The 15,976-nt window shown below is 62.8% G+C and carries 13 protein-coding genes and 1 tRNA gene; 6 read left to right on the forward strand and 8 right to left on the reverse strand.

From position 1 onward, the window contains the following. Positions 1 to 40 precede the first annotated feature (40 nt). Positions 41 to 1,183: a phosphoserine transaminase gene (serC, locus tag EMO90_RS03730; protein ID WP_150354920.1), complete on the forward strand. Its 1,143-nt coding sequence runs from the start codon at positions 41 to 43 to the stop codon at positions 1,181 to 1,183. 29 nt (positions 1,184 to 1,212) lie between these two features. Here serC and manA read toward each other — a convergent pair whose 3' ends face one another. Then, positions 1,213 to 2,550 (reverse strand): mannose-6-phosphate isomerase, class I, encoded by a 1,338-nt coding sequence (gene manA, locus EMO90_RS03735; protein WP_150354921.1) that lies wholly within the window; start codon positions 2,548 to 2,550, stop codon positions 1,213 to 1,215. 116 nt (positions 2,551 to 2,666) lie between these two features. On the opposite strand from manA, the gene EMO90_RS03740 reads away from it, so the two are divergent. After that, positions 2,667 to 2,921 carry a DUF2530 domain-containing protein gene (locus EMO90_RS03740; RefSeq protein WP_150354922.1) on the forward strand — a complete coding sequence of 85 codons (255 nt, stop codon included), beginning with the start codon at positions 2,667 to 2,669 and terminating at the stop codon, positions 2,919 to 2,921. Positions 2,922 to 2,930: 9 nt separating this feature from the next. On the opposite strand, the gene EMO90_RS03745 is transcribed toward EMO90_RS03740, so the two are convergent. Next, positions 2,931 to 4,061: a sensor histidine kinase gene (locus EMO90_RS03745; protein WP_395952832.1), complete on the reverse strand. Its 1,131-nt coding sequence runs from the start codon at positions 4,059 to 4,061 to the stop codon at positions 2,931 to 2,933. A gap of 420 nt (positions 4,062 to 4,481) precedes the next feature. Here EMO90_RS03745 and phoU point away from each other — a divergent pair, with 420 nt between their 5' ends. Beyond that, positions 4,482 to 5,162: a phosphate signaling complex protein PhoU gene (gene phoU / locus EMO90_RS03750; RefSeq protein ID WP_150354923.1), complete on the forward strand. Its 681-nt coding sequence runs from the start codon at positions 4,482 to 4,484 to the stop codon at positions 5,160 to 5,162. 149 nt (positions 5,163 to 5,311) lie between these two features. Here phoU and EMO90_RS03755 read toward each other — a convergent pair whose 3' ends face one another. From EMO90_RS03755 to EMO90_RS03780, 6 genes are all read right to left on the reverse strand, one after another. Continuing rightward, a complete protein-coding gene (locus tag EMO90_RS03755; RefSeq protein ID WP_190972101.1) occupies positions 5,312 to 6,670 on the reverse strand; it encodes an MFS transporter in 1,359 nt (452 codons plus the stop codon). A gap of 640 nt (positions 6,671 to 7,310) precedes the next feature. Further along, positions 7,311 to 8,051, reverse strand: a complete 741-nt coding sequence (locus tag EMO90_RS03760; RefSeq protein WP_150354925.1) for a phosphoglyceromutase — start codon at positions 8,049 to 8,051, stop codon at positions 7,311 to 7,313. A gap of 100 nt (positions 8,052 to 8,151) precedes the next feature. Beyond that, entirely contained in the window at positions 8,152 to 9,249 is a 1,098-nt protein-coding gene (gene menA, locus EMO90_RS03765; protein WP_150354926.1) for a 1,4-dihydroxy-2-naphthoate octaprenyltransferase, read from the reverse strand. Between the two features lie 142 nt (positions 9,250 to 9,391). Next, entirely contained in the window at positions 9,392 to 11,068 is a 1,677-nt protein-coding gene (lysS, locus tag EMO90_RS03770; RefSeq protein ID WP_150354927.1) for a lysine--tRNA ligase, read from the reverse strand. A gap of 102 nt (positions 11,069 to 11,170) precedes the next feature. Beyond that, positions 11,171 to 11,842, reverse strand: coding sequence for a response regulator transcription factor (locus EMO90_RS03775; RefSeq protein WP_190972102.1), 672 nt, complete (start codon positions 11,840 to 11,842; stop codon positions 11,171 to 11,173). A 63-nt stretch (positions 11,843 to 11,905) separates the two neighbouring features. Further along, positions 11,906 to 12,229 (reverse strand): hypothetical protein, encoded by a 324-nt coding sequence (locus tag EMO90_RS03780; protein WP_150354929.1) that lies wholly within the window; start codon positions 12,227 to 12,229, stop codon positions 11,906 to 11,908. A gap of 422 nt (positions 12,230 to 12,651) precedes the next feature. Between EMO90_RS03780 and EMO90_RS03785 the strand changes: the two genes are divergently transcribed. From EMO90_RS03785 to EMO90_RS03795, 3 genes are all read left to right on the forward strand, one after another. Continuing rightward, positions 12,652 to 13,902, forward strand: coding sequence for a hypothetical protein (locus EMO90_RS03785; protein WP_150354930.1), 1,251 nt, complete (start codon positions 12,652 to 12,654; stop codon positions 13,900 to 13,902). A 91-nt stretch (positions 13,903 to 13,993) separates the two neighbouring features. Continuing rightward, positions 13,994 to 14,070: transfer RNA gene (locus EMO90_RS03790), tRNA-Pro, on the forward strand. A gap of 140 nt (positions 14,071 to 14,210) precedes the next feature. Further along, the gene (locus tag EMO90_RS03795; RefSeq protein ID WP_150354931.1) at positions 14,211 to 15,401 is read left to right on the forward strand and encodes an MFS transporter; all 1,191 of its coding nucleotides are present in this window, start codon (positions 14,211 to 14,213) and stop codon (positions 15,399 to 15,401) included. The last annotated feature ends 575 nt before the right edge of the window (positions 15,402 to 15,976 follow it).

Genomic DNA, 15,976 nt, shown 5'->3' on the forward strand with positions numbered 1-15,976 from the left:
AGATGTGTATAAGAGCCAGCTACCTGACTAATCTGATGCCATGACCATTGAACTGACGATTCCCCAAACCATGCTTCCAGAAGACGGCCGCTTCGGTTCCGGACCGAGCAAGATCCGCCCCGAACAGGTCGACGCCCTTGTCGCCGGCGGCCGGACGCTGCTGGGAACGTCCCACCGGCAGCCGCCCGTGCGTCATCTGGTCGCCTCCATCCGCGAAGGGCTCGCCGACTTCTTCTCCATGCCGGACGATTACGAGATCGCTCTGGGCAACGGCGGCGCCAGCGCGTTCTGGGAGGTGGCCTGCGCCTCGCTGATCAATCGTCGCGCGGCATTCGGCGTGTATGGCTCGTTCTCCAAAAAGTTCTCCCAGTCGGCCGCCAAGGCCCCGTTCCTCGAGGCTCCGGTGATCTTCGAGGGGCAGCCCGGCACCTGCCGTCTGCCCGAGTACACGGACGACGTGGACGCCTACTGCTGGGCGCACGATGAAACCTCCACCGGCGTCGAGGCGCCGATCCGCCGCGTACCCGGCAGCGTGGAGCAGGGCGCCCTCACGCTGATCGACGCCACCAGTGCCGCCGGCGCGCTCAAGGTGGATGTGCGCGAGACCGACGCCTACTACTTCTCCCCGCAGAAGGCCTTCGGCTCCGATGGCGGCCTGTGGGTGGCCATCCTCTCCCCCGCCGCGGTGGAGCGCGCCGAATCGGTGGAGCAGTCGGCCTCGCTGGCCGGCGCCCGCCGCTGGGTGCCGCCGTTCCTCTCACTGACCACGGCCCTCGCCAACTCGCGCAAGGATCAGACGCTGAACACGCCCTCTGTGGCCACGCTGATCATGATGGAGAACCAGGTGCGCTGGCTCAACGACAACGGCGGCATGGCATGGGCCACCGCGCGCTGCGCCAAGTCGGCGTCGATCCTGTACAGCTGGGCGGAGAAGAGCGACTATGCCACACCGTTCGTCACGGACCCGGCCATCCGCTCGCATTCGGTGGTGACCGTGGATCTGGATGAATCGATCAACGCCTCGCAGGTGGTGGCGCTGCTGCGCGACAACGGCATCTACGACACGTTCGCGTACCGCAAGCTGGGTCGCAACCAGCTGCGCGTGGGCGTCTTCCCGTCCGTGGAGCCCGCCGACGTGGCCGCGCTCACGCAGTGTGTCGACTACGTTGTGGAGCACCTGTAGAACGCGCACATCATCGCGCTGAACGCGCTTCAGAACGGGGTTGAGGCGAGCAGATAGGCACCGGTCGCGCCGGCGTCGGAGCCAATATCCAGACGACCGGCCCCCGCAGGCACGAACACCGCCTCACCCCGTTCCAGCGCCCGTTCCCCCATACCGTCCGCGCATCGGACACGGCCCTCGCAGCACAGCAGCACACGGGGGCCTTGGGGAAGCCCCGCATCCCCTGAAACCACTTCGTTGGCGGCCAACCCCGCATCGCCCACACGCCAATCGCCCACATGCCCATAGGCGAGCATGAATTCATCCACGGGCGGCCTGTACAGCGTCGCGGACGGCACCGTTGCGGACGGTGCGGACGTAGGCGGTTGCAGGCAAGTCTGCGGATCGATCGGCGCGGACGGCTGGCAATCCAAACTACGCAGCAAATTGGGGATGTCCCGGCGCTTCACAGTCATGCCGGCACGCAGCACATTGTCCGAATTGGTCATGATCTCCGCACCCGTGCCGCGGATATACTCGTGCGGCACGCCGGCCGGGATGAACACCGCCTCGCCCGGATCCAATCGCACCGGATTCATCATGAGCAGCGCGAGGGCGGACGGATCATCGGAAAACGCTCTGGCGGCCTTGCAGGCGTTGTCGATCGCCATGCCGATGCGGGACGGCACCCCTCCAACGGACGCGGCCCTCAGCCGCGCCGCCTCCAGCAACGCGGACAGTCCCCTCCCTGCGGAATTCTGTGCGGTGACGGCCGCATGGAATGCGCGGAACATGCGCCGATGCGCCGGCGGCCATGCGATCGCCGCCTCGGGCATCATCGCATCCGCCAACGGATCGGGTTCGCCGGCGAGCGCGCGCATCATGCGAAGGGCCAGCGGATGCTCCCCCACCGCGGCGAGCGCCTGCGCCGCCAGATCGGGCAGCATGAAGCCCACGGCCGCCTGGAACGGCTCGAGCGCCACCACCATCTCATGCTTGGCGAGCATGTCCCTGAACGACCGCTCCGGCGCATCGGCGGGCACGCCGGCGACCTGCTCGCGATGGTATCCGGCGCGCGCCTCGAAGCCCACCGGATGGACCTGCAGGGACAGCGGAATGCACGCGGAGATCAGTTTGAACAGATACGGCAGCACGGGCCCGAATACGTGCGACGACATGGGACCGACCATGAAGTCGGGGTCGGTGCGGATCGCCTCGTCCAGCGCGATGGCACGGCCGTCCCAGATGCGCAGCAGGGATGGTGAGCTGGCATGGCCGGAGAACCACATCTCGGCCAACGGGGTCCCGGTTTCCATGCCGAACAGGTCCTGCAGGCGCGTATGGGAGCCCCACGCATAATGCTTGGGCACCGGCTCGATGCTGATCACGCGCAGGCTCCTTTCACCGTGTTCGGGGGCGGTTTCCACGGTTGCGCCGCTCCAACCGACAACGGGGTTGGAACCGTCGCCAGCCAACAGCCTACCGATGGAGTAAGGTGAAGTCTATGAAGTTGGCGCCAATCTTTGATCCCGCGGCACGCAAGTCCGCCCCCAAGCCCATCCAGGTGGACCTGCAGAAGGCATTCCTGTCCATCACCGCCCTGTGGGTCGTGGCGTTGGTCGTGGTCACCATCCTGCTCGCATTGGACATGACGAACATGCAGCCGCTTATCGTGTGCGTGGCGGGCACGGTGATCGGCATCATGATGCTCATCTGGGAGCACTTCCACCGCTGGGACTACCGCCGGCTGGGCAAGTAGCCGTCAGCCTTACTGCGCGAGCGGCAGGGTGAAGGAGAACGTGCTGCCGGAGCCGGGCATGCTCCACACCGACGCCGACCCGTGATGGGTGAGCGCCACATGCTTGACGATCGCCAACCCCAGTCCGATGCCGTCGCGCGTGCGGTCGGTCTGCGTCGAACCGCGGTAGAAGCGCTCAAAGATCCGCTCCTGGTCCTCCTTGGGGATGCCCGTGCCCTGATCGATCACGCGCACCACGGCATGGCGGCCATCGGACGATTTGGACACGCCGACGCTCACCGTGCCGCCGTCCCGGGAATAGCCGATCGCGTTCTCCACAAGTTTGGTGATCGCGATGCGGATCTGATCGCCGTCGCCATTGACGGTGAGGTCTCGATCGCCGCCCACCGAAAGCCTCACGCGGGCCTCCTTGGCCACCGGGGCAAGACGATCGGCCACATCGCGCACTTGGGCGAGTAGGCTGAGACGGTTCGCACTGGAGGGGACGATCTGCTCCTGCGCCTTGACGAGCAGCAGCAGATCGGACACCATGCGGTTGAGACGGCGGCTGGCCGATCGCACCTCGCCGGCGTCGGCGGCGATGCGTTCGGGGTCGGAGGCGCTGACCTCCAGATCGCGGGCCAGCTTCTCCAACGCCGACGTGGGCTGGAGCAGCTGCTCGGACACGTTGGTGATGAAGGAATCGCGCGTGCGGGAGAAGCGCACGGCATCGCTCACGTCATCGAGCATGACCACCACGAAATCACCGACGCGGCCCACGGACACCTTGAGCCAGTTGGGGCGGGAGACGCCCTGCACCTTGGCGGAGGCCGGCGTGCCGCCACCCGGCACGGTGAGGGCCACATCGGCTAACTCCGTTTGTGTGGTCAGATCGAACGTGGTCCTGCCCCCGGTGCGCCGCACCTCATCCACGGCCTTGAGCACGGTTTCGTCCACGATCGCGTCATCGCGCACCACATTGAACCGATATGCCTCCGGGCTGGACCGAACCACCTCGCCGTCCCTGCCCACCACGATCGAGGCGATCGGCATCATGCCCAGCAGGGCGGCCGTCTCGTCATCGATGTCGTCGGGCGTCTCCTCCACCTGATGATCGTCCCTGTACCGCCTGGCGAGTCCGTGCCACCACGTCTCCAGCATGCTGGAGACCGGCACGTTCCCGGTCTTTTCGACCATGCGGTCACGCGCGGCGCCCATCACCGCGAATCCCACGAAAACGGCTACGGCCAGAACGATCAGGCCGAACACCACGAAGATGACCACGGACATTCCATTGTTCGACATGGTTCCATTGTGTCAGATGTGAGGCCCGCGACAGGCAATGGCACTCACGCAAACGGAACCGCTTTCATGGGCGCGGCGGTCCAGATCAAGGCCGAAGCAAGGCCGAAGCAAGGCCGAAGCAAGGCCGAATCGCAAGCGCGGCAAAGGTGAATCGGGGATGAACAGCCCGGTGAATTTTCAGCCAACGCCCGGTTTCTTTTCACGGGTTTGTTGGCGTACAACGGCCCCAGCTAATACAATGATTAAGGTTGTAAACCATCAGAGGAAAGGCTCATAATGCGCGTTATTTTCAACGAGGAGATGAAGGCCGTCGCCGATGACCTCGATCGCATGGCGCAGGACGTCAGCAAGGCGATCAAGGGAGCCGGTGCGGCTCTGCTGAACTCCGACGTCGAGGCCGCTCAGACCGTGATCGACGGAGACATCGAAATCGATGCTCTCGAATCCAGCGTCATCGACCAGTGCGTCAAGCTGCTGGCCAAGCAGAACCCGGTCGCCACCGATCTGCGCGTGGTCGTTTCCACGCTGCGTCTGGCCGCCACCTTCGAGCGCATGGGCGATCTGGCCAAGCACGTGGCCGAAACCGCCCGTCGCACCTACCCGCAGTCCGCCCTGACCGACGAGTCCCGCCCGGTCGTCGAGAAGATGGTGGAGTTCCTGAACACCACCGCCGACCGCCTGCCGGCCATGCTCGCCGATCGCGACACCCAGGTCGCCCAGCAGATCATTCTGGACGACGACACGCTGGACGAGCTGCACCACCAGACCTTCGAGATCATGCTCGCGGACAACTACGACGGCGACAAGCAGCACCTCATCGATCTGGTGCTCACCGGCCGCTTCCTGGAGCGCCTTGGCGACCACGCCGTCTCCGCCGCCCGTCGCGTGGTGTACATCGTCTCCGGCTTCGACCCTTCGAAGAAGCCCTGTCCGGACGAGGGCACGGACATCGACTGATTCGGGTCCAATCATTAGCTGATCCGATCTAGCTGCAACGGGGAAGGCCCGGAGCGCACGTCAATTCGACTGTGTTCCGGGCCTTCTCGCATGTTCAGGCATTGCGCCTTGTGGCCAGCCTTGCGGTCACGCTCGGATCAGGCCCAGCGTCACACCTCGAACCGCTCCCAGTCGGCGGACGCGGGGATGAGGCGGATCGGCGACAGCACCGCGATCAGCAGACCGCACACGCCGAACAGGACGGTCACCACCGCAACCACGGTGAAGCCGCCCGGCACGTACTGCAGCGCCCATCCGGCGGCCATCGGCGCAAACCCGCCGAGCAGCCCGACCAGCGTTTCGAACACCGAGGAAACGCGCCCCTGCATGTCCTCCGGCGTGCGACCGTACATGAAGCCGAACAGCCCGGCGTTGAGCGTGGGCATCACCAGGCCGATCGCGGACAGGCATACGAGAATCGTCGCATAGCCGGCGCTGAAGATGAGCGGAATGAAGCAGCACAGGTTGAACGCCGTGGCGGCGATGACGGTCGACCCCACGGGCAGTCGGTCCGCCACCTTGCCGGCGAGGAACGCGCCGATCAGCGAGCACACGCCCATGCCGGTGAAGATCAGACCGATCCGCAGGCCGCCCACGCCGTCGGCGATGAGCTTGAGCTGCGCGCCGGTTTCCAGTCCCGCGAAGCTGATGTTGAGCAGGGCGCCGAACAGGATGATCCACGGCAGGGTCCTGCGGGTGAGCGTCCAACGCCAGCCGGCCGCGAAATCCGCGAAGAAGGAAGACGCGACGTCGGAGGCGGCGGATGCGGCGGAGCCATCAGTGGCGCCGTCCGGGTCCGGAGCCGTGATGCCGTCTTCCGTTCCGCGTTCAACGCCGTGAGCGGGCAGCAGGGCGGAGCATGCGGCCCCGATCAGCGAGACGATGGCGGAGACGGCCATCGGCACCCAGGCGACGATGCCGTACAGGGCTCCGGAAACGGGGCTGGACGTCAGCCCCACCGCGGATTCGCGTCCCTCGCGCACGGCCTGGGCCTTGGCGAAGTGCTCGGTGGGAATGAGCGAGCGCAGGATCGCATCGGTGGAGGCACCCAGCAGGCCGGAGATCATGCCAAGGGCAAGCACCGCGACCACCAGCACGGGCACGGTGAGCGTATGGGTGATCAGGCAGATCGCGAGAACCGCCCCCACCACGGCTTGGCCAATGCCCTGACCGATCATGAGCGCGCGACGATCGTGCCGATCCACGATCACACCGCCGATGGGCATGAGGATCATCATGGTGACCATGGCCGCCGTGGTGAGCGCGCCGGCGACAAACTCGGATTGGGAAACCTGGAAGACGATCAGCGGCAGCGCGAAGGTCTGCATGGCGTCGGCGAACACATCGGCCGTGTCCGCGGTGAACCATGCGGCGTAATGCGGGGTCCGCCAGAGGGACTTGGGGATGTCCGGCTTGACGGGGACGGAAGGGGTCGTAGGAGTGCCGGAGTTATGAGGGTTGGAGGACATTGTGGTCTCTTTTCTGGGAGATCGGCCGGCGACCATAAACGGTTCCGGCTTGCGGATTGCCGGCTCATGGAAAAGGTCGTGGTCGAACGCGAGGACGCGAATGCGCGCACAGGCGATCATGACGAGAAGAGAACGCCACCGTCCGGATTCTGCGGAATGGCGGCGGCATCGTCAACACGGCAATGCGAGGGAGTGAGAAACGGCATGCTTCCGCATGGCGTACATCCGCGGGAACGCGGCGCAATACACCTCGCAATCCAACCCGTATGGATTAGCGGCCCTCTTCGACCATGACCACCATGACGACTCCTCAGATCCTCCACCCGGCAGCCCTGCCAAGTGGAACCAATGTTGAATTCAAGGGTACCATGCGCGGATTTTCGGCGCGCGAGCACTTCCAGTTCACGCAATGGGTTGTCACTTCATTCCGTGAACTGAAAACCGCTCAAGAACGCCCATATCAGAACAAGCAAAAGCTTGGAATCTCAAGAAAACCTTGGATAAACCGCACAAGGCCTCTGGTTCACGCAATGAACGCCCATGCATTGCGTGAACCAGCGACGCACAAGAAAGGGGCCTCTCCACGGTTCAATCCATGGAGAGGCCCCTCTAAAACCACTCACCTAGTGGGTGGCAAGGCTCACTTCTGGCCCTGGGCGGCGACGGCGGCGGCACCGGCGGCGGCGGCCTCCGGGTCCAGGTACTCGCCACGCGGCTTGATCGGCTTGAAGTCGTCGTCCAGCTCGTACAGCAGCGGGATGGCGGTGGGGATGTTGACCTTGGCGATCTCATCCTCGGACAGGTTGTCCAGCATCTTGACGATGGCGCGGAGGCTGTTGCCGTGGGCCGCGATCAGGACGGTCTTGCCGGCACGGAGCTCCGGCTCGATGGCGGACTCGAAGTAGGGCTTCACGCGGTCGACCACGTTGGCCAGGCACTCGGCTTCTGGAACCGGATCGCCGGCGTAGCGCGGGTCGTGGTTCTGCGCGTACTGGTCGTCCGGATCGATCTCCGGCGGCGGGGTGGCGTAGGAGCGGCGCCAGAGCATGAACTTCTCGTCGCCGTACTCCTGACGGATCTCGGTCTTGTTCTTGCCCTGCAGAGCGCCGTAGTGACGCTCGTTGAGGCGCCAGCTGCGCTCGACGGGGATCCACAGGCGATCGGCCGCGTCAAGGGCGATGTTGGCGGTGTTGATGGCGCGACGCAGCAGGGAGGTGAACACGATGTCCGGCAGGACGTTCTTCTCCTTGAGCAGCTCGCCACCGCGCTTGGCTTCGGCTTCGCCCTGCTCGGTCAGCGGGACGTCCACCCAGCCGGTGAACTGATTGGTCTTGTTCCATGCGCTCTGTCCGTGACGGAGCAGTACTAGTTTGTAAGTCATAATTCGCAGTCTAGCGTCCGGCACGGCCAAAATCGAGGGTTTCGGGGACGTTCGTGGACAGTTTGCCGACGGTTCATCGACAGGCTCCCGCACAGGATCGTCACGCGCCCATCAGATACAGCAATCCGAAGCCCAACGCCAGCGCCGGGGACAGCAGCGACGCCATCGGCAGTGCCGCCCGGTAGCGCCGGCCGAGCAGCGCCCTGCGCAGGATCACGCACAGCACAACGGCCACGGCGAGCATTACCGTGCAGCCGGCGGCCAGCGCAATGTCGGTCTGCGGCACGACGGGGCACGCCGTCCGTCCATCGGCGGTTATGCCGCATGGCAGGGAGGCACCCCCCATCGCACGATTGATCGGATTGCGCGTGGCATAGGAGAGCGCGAACATCGCCCCGGCCACGACCGGCATGGCGGCGGCGAGCACGGTACCGCGTTTCCGACCCAGCCGAACCATCCACGTGCGCTTGCCGTGAAGCGCGTCGTCGTCGATGTCGCGCAGGTTGTTCACGCACAGCACGCCGACGGCAACGAAGCCAAGCGCCGCCGCCATCCACACCACCAGGAACGGTACCTTGTCGGACAGGGCGTAGGAGGTGCCGCAGGTGGCGACAAGCCCGAAGAACACGAACACGGCCGCTTCTCCCCAGCCTCGATAGCCGTAGGGATGCCGGCCGCCGACGTAGTACCAGCCAGCCGCAAGGCAGACCAGTCCCAATGCGATGAACCACCAGTGGCCGGTCAGGACGGTCACGGCGAGACCGCACACACAGGCGAGCGCCGCACTGACGCCGGCCGCGGCGAGCACACGGTTCGCCGGCACCAGCCCGGAGGCGGTGAGCCGCTGCGGCTTGCCGGTGGCGGATTCGCTGCCACCGCGCGACTCGTCCGCGCCACGCACGCCGTCCGCGTAGTCGTTGGCGAAGTTGGCGGCGATCTGGAGGAACAGCGCCACGCCGAGGCACAGCAGCGTGACCGCGACGTACCAGCCGGGCGAGGTCAGGCAACGCCCGTAGTTGCCGCTGGGGTCGATCGGAGGCCGCCCGCCGATCACCGGGCAGGGACGAGTCATGCGCATGTCTCCCCACGCGCCGTGGATCACGGTCGTCCACATGCCCATCGAGGCGGCCAGAACCGGCGAGACGGCCAATGGGAGCGTTTTGGGGCGCGCACCCTGAATCCACAATTCCAGAGACATGTCATCAGTCTACTGGGGAACGCCACGATGGCGCCACTGCAACGTCACAGCGGCGCCACTACGGCGAAAGCGCCCCGGAAGGAGCGCTTTCACTGGTTTGTTAGGGTTCGCGGCATCCCGTGCCACAGCGGCCGGACGCGGCTCAGCCGACAAGCGGCTTGACCAGCGGGAACGTGATGGTCTCGCGGATCGTGGCGCCGGTCAGCGCGATGAGCAGTCGGTCGATGCCCATGCCCATGCCGCCTGCCGGGGGCATGCCCACGCCCAGAGCCTCGAGGAAGTCCTCGTCGATGTCGCATGCCTCCTCGTCTCCGGCGAGCGCGTCCTTGGCCTGGGCCACGAAGCGTTCGCGCTGCACGATCGGATCGTTGAGCTCGGAGTAGCCGGTGGCCAGCTCGAAGCCGCGCACGTAGAGGTCCCACTTCTCCACCACGCCGGGCTTGGAGCGGTGGCCCTTGACGAGCGGGGAGGTCTCCACCGGGAAGTCGCGCACGAAGGTGGGCTCGTAGAGCTTGTCCTCGTAGAAGTGCTCCCAGAGGTGCTCCACGAGCTTGCCGTGGTTCTCCACCTCGTCGCGGTCCACGCCGAGCTTGTCCGCGATCTCGCCCAGATGCTCCACGGAGGTGCCGGGATGCTCCGGGCCGCCGTTGGGGACGATCTCCTCGCCGAGAGCCTCGGACAGGGAGTCGTACATGCTGATAGTCTTCCACTCGCCGCCGAAGTCGTACTCGGTGCCGTCGAGCAGGGTGACCTTGTGGGAGCCGTAGACGTCCATGGCGGTGGTCTGCACGAGCTCCTTGACGAGCTGGCCGATCGTGTCGTACGTGCCGTACGCCTGATACGCCTCGACCATGGTGAACTCCGGGGCGTGCGTGGCATCCACGCCCTCGTTGCGGAAGTCGCGGTTGATCTCGAACACGCGGTCGATGCCGCCCACCAGGCAGCGCTTGAGGTACAGCTCCGGGGCGATGCGCAGGTAGAGGTCAAGATCGAAGGCGTTCATGTGCGTGGTGAACGGACGGGCCGCCGCTCCGCCGTGGATGGTCTGCAGCATGGGGGTCTCGACCTCGAGGAAGTCATGGCTCGCGAAGGTGTGGCGCAGGGAGGCCACGGCCTTGGAGCGGTTGCGCACCATGTTGCGGATCTTCTCGTCGGCGATCATGCCGATGTACGGCTTGCGGGTGCGGGTGTCCTCGTTGAGGTCCTTGTGCAGGGCCGGCAGGGGCTGCAGCGCCTTGGAGGCGATGGCCCACTCGGTGGCGAACACGGACAGCTCGCCGGTCTTGGAGGAGATCACGCGGCCCTTGAGGTACAGATGGTCGCCCAGATCGACCAGCTGCTTGAACTGCTTGAGGGAGTCGGCGCCGATCTCCTTCTTGGAGATCATGCCCTGGATCTTGGTGCCGTCGCCCGCGGCGAGCTGCACGAAGCACAGGCCGCCGGCGTTGCGCAGGAACAGGATGCGGCCGGCGATGCCGACCATGTCCTCGGTCTCCTGGCCGGGTTCGAGCTTGCCGTCGTACTTGGCGCGGACCTCCTCGATGGTGGCGGTCACGTCCAGATGCACCGGGTAGGGCTGCAGGCCGTCCTTGAGCATCATGGCGCGCTTGGCGACGCGCATCTGCACCTGTTCGGGGTGCGCGAGCGGGCCGAACTCCTTGTTGGAGGGGTCGACGGCCTCGTCCAGCGTGGCGCCGGCGTTGATCTTCTCGCGGATGGTCTCGTCCTGCTTCAGGAGCATCTCGGCACGTTCCACGGTGGTCATCTGGGGAACGGCGTTTTCTTCCTCATTGACTTGGGATTCTTGGGTTTCACACATAACGCCTCAGTGTAGCGAGCGGCCGATACACGGCCGTGCAATCAGCCAATCACGCAGAGCAGAAACCTATGGAGAAATCAGTTCCTGTCCGTCAGGAAGTTTCTACATGGAGATATCAAGCTTCCGGGAGATCCACTCGGCCATGGCCTGACTGCGCGTTTTCGCACCAAGCTTGGCCATCGCACGCCGTACATAGGTTTTCACGGTGTTCTCCGATATGCCCATGCGCTCGGCGACTTCGCCATTGCCCAGTCCTTTGGCGAACAGCGACATGATCATCTCCTCCTGCTCGGAAAGTGCCACCGGGGACGAAAGCCCGGCACCTTCCAGACGTGCGTGGGCTACAGAGACCCGTTCGAAAGCGGATCGTTCCGATTCCGATAATGCCCCATCGGCCCACACACCTTCCCGGGCAACGGTCAGAAGCGCCCGACCGATCTGCATGAGGTTGCGCTTGGCCACAATTCCCTGACCACCGGCTTCTGCCACCGAAGCAGCGTACTGGTCAAGGGGGAAGGATGTGATGGCGAGAATCGGCATGGTTCCCAGACGACTGCGCAGCTCGCGGCAAACCGCAACTCCGGACATGTCGGACAGCGACATATCCAACAGCAGTATGTCCGGCCGTGATGCGTTATCCATACACAAGGAAATAGCTTTGCGTCCAGATGTGCACTTCCACAGCACGGCCTTTTCGCCAAAATGCCCGGCCAGATAACCCGACAATGCCATAAGCGTCAGTTCGTCGTTGTCCACCACGCCAACACTTGCCATCCACATCCTCACTCTCGGTGCTTCTTGCGAAATTCGCCAGTCAAGGCATTTACTGTACCAATCTCACAGCAGAATGCCAATGACGATCCTCGCAACGGTATTTGCCGTGGATGAATTAACACCCACACTAATCAAGAAATCCCTGATCTTGCCTTGGCTCCAGTTGCTGGCATCGTCCAAATAACCAGCCAACCTCGCGATCCACTTCGCACCCTTGAAAATCTTGGACACCACTCTCAACGCTTTGGCAACCGTCCCTACTTTGCCACGCGTTTGACTTTCTTGCTCATCAGATTCATTTGCCAGAATGCGAAGGATCTCGATTTGATCTTGCTCAGTAAGATCTTCCTCATTGCTCAGCTCAGTAAAGGCATCCTGCAAATCCATAGGAAGCTTTGACTGCAGTCTGTCAATTTCAGAATTGATATCTGCAACAGCAATTACGCTAGACCCAAAAAGGTTCCTCAGCTTGAGTAGTACCTACAGCAACAGTTCCCACAAGCAATGCAGCAATAGTCATAGCCACAACAGAACGCTTAATATAGTTATTCATAATTACCCTCTTTTTTCAGTAACTTATCAACATCCTTTTGAACATTGACACAAACTAATCTATATTTGATCAAATCATGCAGCAATAGAAATGACATCTTGTTAGGTGACACCCGAAAAGGTGACAAAGCCATAGACACCAAATTAGCCAGCTCATCATTCTCTTCTGTCGCACATCTAGGTGACATGGCAGTTGCATGCCGAATCATGCCGGTCTTTGATGAGAGTATCCTGAAATACAACGAAAGGACTCCCACATGAGTGGAACAAACAGGCCATCAAGAAATAATAAGTATCGCAGCGTCCTTAAGGAATTCCGAGACGAACTATTCAACAAGGAAGATCTGGAACATGAACGCCGATTCGATGCAAAGTCCCTTCCTTTGCTACTGATCGCACTTACTACTGGATACATTTATTCACAGACACATCAGGACTGGGCCGCTGCCATCGCCGCATGTTTCATGATCGTCTATGCACTGTATTTCGTTATCAACAGGACAATCTATATTGTTCGACTTGTACGTGGCGATAAAACAAGCAAGCCTTACAATCAAACCATACCCCAATCAACCAAGGATACCGGAGAACGTCTGCTCTCCAAAATTGTGGACAATGATCACATATACGCTATCATTGGCGGATATGTCGTCCCAATCGCAGGCAATGCGCTACTCATCATTTACTCAGCAACGCATGCTCAATGGGCACTATGGTCCACAGTCCCGCTTGCTGTGCTATATATCGCATACTGGCTATTGACGCTTATTGTCAGCATCAACCGCAAACTCATCAAATCCCTGAGCGAGCGCGACATACGCCTGCACGAAGCAAGCCGCCGCATGGCGATTATGCAGCGCGACAACGCAATCGCCAGCCGAACCCACGACACCGTAACGGGCGGACTGTCCTATATCGCCTTCACAGCGCAGCAGACCATGGAGACCCTTGATCGAAATTCCGACGAATATCTAGCCTGGTCGAAGATCGAAGCGACCGCCCAGCAGACCTTGGACAACGTCCACGCGGTAATCGATATCCTCTCCTCCCCCTCCGCGGGCACCACACCCCATTCATCCGACCAATCAACCGAGAGCCCGGTAGACGCCGCAACGCTCGAAACAAGCCTGCAATCGCGACTGACGGCAGGAGACGATCGTCTGCACGATCTAGGCTTTCGCGGATCAAGCATCATGTCGGGCGATTTCACCAGCACTACCAAAACAACACTCGACGAATGCGCCAGTCTGATTGACGAGTTGTACACCAACATCGCATCCCACGGCGCGGAGCACTGCTACTACCGCATCCTCATCACGGCGGACAACGGACGCATCGTCATCACGCAAACCAACGAGACCGGCCCTGCGGCGAATGCCAACTATGCGCGATCATTCTCCGGACGAGGTCTGGGACTTCACCGCAAGACGATCGAACATCTTGGCGGCGAGCTGAAGGCATCCATCGAGAACGACCAGTGGATGCTGCAAGCACGCCTGCCGATGTAGTCAACACCCCCGAAATCCGCCCCATCAGCCCCGCGACACGCCGTGTTGCGCATTTTGGAAACCATGTTGTAAGCTAACGGACGTTGCCAAACGGGCTGTAGCGCAGCTTGGTAGCGCGCTTCGTTCGGGACGAAGAGGCCGCGGGTTCAAATCCCGCCAGCCCGACCAACAGAACCGGATCGTTGAAATTTCAACGGTCCGGTTTTTTATTGCAACCCCGAGATACCCTCGATGCGTATCGTATTGTGTATCGTACATGCGCGCATGTTTGTTTGCGAACAATCACCATATCCAAGGAAGAGACAACCATGAAGAAAAGCCTGCTCGCGCTGGCCGCCGGCGCGTTCATCCTGGGCGCCGCCGAATTCGTCATGATGGGCATCCTGCCGCAGACGGCAGCGGCCACCGGCGTGGACATCCCCACGGCCGGTCACTTCATCTCCTCGTACGCGATCGGCGTGTGCATCGGCACGCTGATTCTGGTCTTCGGCCGCAAGGTGCCGCCGAAGAACCTCATCATCCTGTTCATGGCCATTGCGCTGGTCGGCAATCTGCTGTCCGCCGTTTCCCTGAACGCGCCCATGCTGATCGTCGCGCGATTCATCTCCGGCCTGCCGCATGGCGCGTTCTTCGGCACGGCCACGCTGATCGCCAAGACCCTGGCGGAGAAGGGCAAGGAGGCACAGGCCGTAGCCGCGATGGTGACCGGTCAGACCGTGGCGAACATGCTCGGCGTGCCGGCCGGCACCCTGATGGCCGAGTTCATGTCGTGGCGCCTCGCGTTCGCGATTCTGGCCGCCTGGGCCGCCATGACGATCGTGCTGACCGCCGTCTGGATCCCGTTCGTGCCGCCGATCAAGGATGCGGGCATCGCCGGCCAGTTCAAGTTCCTCACGCACCGCGGCCCCTGGGTGATTCTTGCGGCGGTGTTCACCGGCAACGCGGGCGTGTTCTGCTGGTGGAGCTACGTCTCCCCGTGGCTGCAGCGCACCGGCGACTGGCCGAGCGATCTGGTGCCGCTGCTCATGATGCTGGCGGGCTTCGGCATGGTGGTGGGCGGCCAGATCGGCGGCAAGATCACCGATCGCTGGCGTCACGCGGGCACCGCGGCTCTGGGCCAGGCGATCTCGCTGACCGGACTGGTCATGGTGGTTCTGCTGCCGGGTGGCCGATGGACCACGGCCCTGCTCACGTTCTGGATCGCATTCGGCCTGTTCTTCATCTCCGCGCCGCAGCAGCTGCTCATGACCGAGGCCGGTCAGGGCGGCGGCGAGCTGATCGCGGGCGCGGCCGTGCAGGTGGCGTTCAACTTCGGCAATGCGGTCGGCTCGATCGTGGGCGGCGCGATGCTCACCTCGTTCAACATGGACTACCGCTTCACCGGACTTGGCGGCGTGCCGCTGGCGGTGCTGGCCGTGGGGCTGCTCGCGTTCTACTCGTGGCGCTGCGAGACCGACACCCAGGCAGCCCAGCGCATGCGCGAGGTGAAGGTGGGTTGACCCCCATCTCCGCAGGCCCCTCGGGTGCCTGCGGAAGCCTGCGGGCGTCTCACTGGAAGCCTCACCGCAACCTCCCCAGAAGCCTTAGAAGCCTCTCTGTGTCTCGTATTGCCGCCAAACCTTCGCGATGGTGGCAGTTTGAGACACAGGGAGGCTTCTTTGCGTCCCAAATCGCACCCATTTCCAACGATGGTAGCGAATCGAGACACAGGGAGAGGACTTTGCGTCCCAAGTCGCACCCATTTCCGGAATTGGTAGCGGTTCGAGACACAGGAAGGGCACGCCGCGTCTCGAACCGCATCCATCTCCAGCAACGGTGGTGATTTGAGACACGGGAGAAGCCTCTTTTGTCCCAAATCGCACCCATTCTCGAAATTGGCGGCGTCTTGAGACACGGGAGGGGGCTCCGCATCTCAAATCGCATCCATTTCCGGAATTGGTAGCGTCTTGAGACACAGGGAGAGACACAGGAAGGGCACGCCGCATCCCAATTCGCACCCGCCGCCAACCAACCCGCCCCGCAACTGTGCGCAAGATCACAACGCCCCGGGGCAAAACCCCAAACCCGCAAACGC

Source organism: Bifidobacterium vespertilionis, assembly GCF_008698145.1.
Taxonomy (GTDB): Bacteria; Actinomycetota; Actinomycetes; order Actinomycetales; family Bifidobacteriaceae; genus Bifidobacterium; species Bifidobacterium vespertilionis.

Coding starts and splice junctions, on each gene's coding strand:
- serC (WP_150354920.1), top strand. CDS start 41: ATGACCATTGAACTGACGATTCCCCAAACCATGCTTCCAGAAGACGGC.
- EMO90_RS03740 (WP_150354922.1), top strand. CDS start 2,667: ATGAAGTTGGCGCCAATCTTTGATCCCGCGGCACGCAAGTCCGCCCCC.
- EMO90_RS03745 (WP_395952832.1), bottom strand. CDS start 4,061: ATGCTGGAGACGTGGTGGCACGGACTCGCCAGGCGGTACAGGGACGAT.
- phoU (WP_150354923.1), top strand. CDS start 4,482: ATGCGCGTTATTTTCAACGAGGAGATGAAGGCCGTCGCCGATGACCTC.
- EMO90_RS03755 (WP_190972101.1), bottom strand. CDS start 6,670: ATGTCCTCCAACCCTCATAACTCCGGCACTCCTACGACCCCTTCCGTC.
- EMO90_RS03760 (WP_150354925.1), bottom strand. CDS start 8,051: ATGACTTACAAACTAGTACTGCTCCGTCACGGACAGAGCGCATGGAAC.
- menA (WP_150354926.1), bottom strand. CDS start 9,249: ATGTCTCTGGAATTGTGGATTCAGGGTGCGCGCCCCAAAACGCTCCCA.
- lysS (WP_150354927.1), bottom strand. CDS start 11,068: ATGTGTGAAACCCAAGAATCCCAAGTCAATGAGGAAGAAAACGCCGTT.
- EMO90_RS03775 (WP_190972102.1), bottom strand. CDS start 11,842: ATGGCAAGTGTTGGCGTGGTGGACAACGACGAACTGACGCTTATGGCA.
- EMO90_RS03780 (WP_150354929.1), bottom strand. CDS start 12,229: ATGGATTTGCAGGATGCCTTTACTGAGCTGAGCAATGAGGAAGATCTT.
- EMO90_RS03785 (WP_150354930.1), top strand. CDS start 12,652: ATGAGTGGAACAAACAGGCCATCAAGAAATAATAAGTATCGCAGCGTC.
- EMO90_RS03795 (WP_150354931.1), top strand. CDS start 14,211: ATGAAGAAAAGCCTGCTCGCGCTGGCCGCCGGCGCGTTCATCCTGGGC.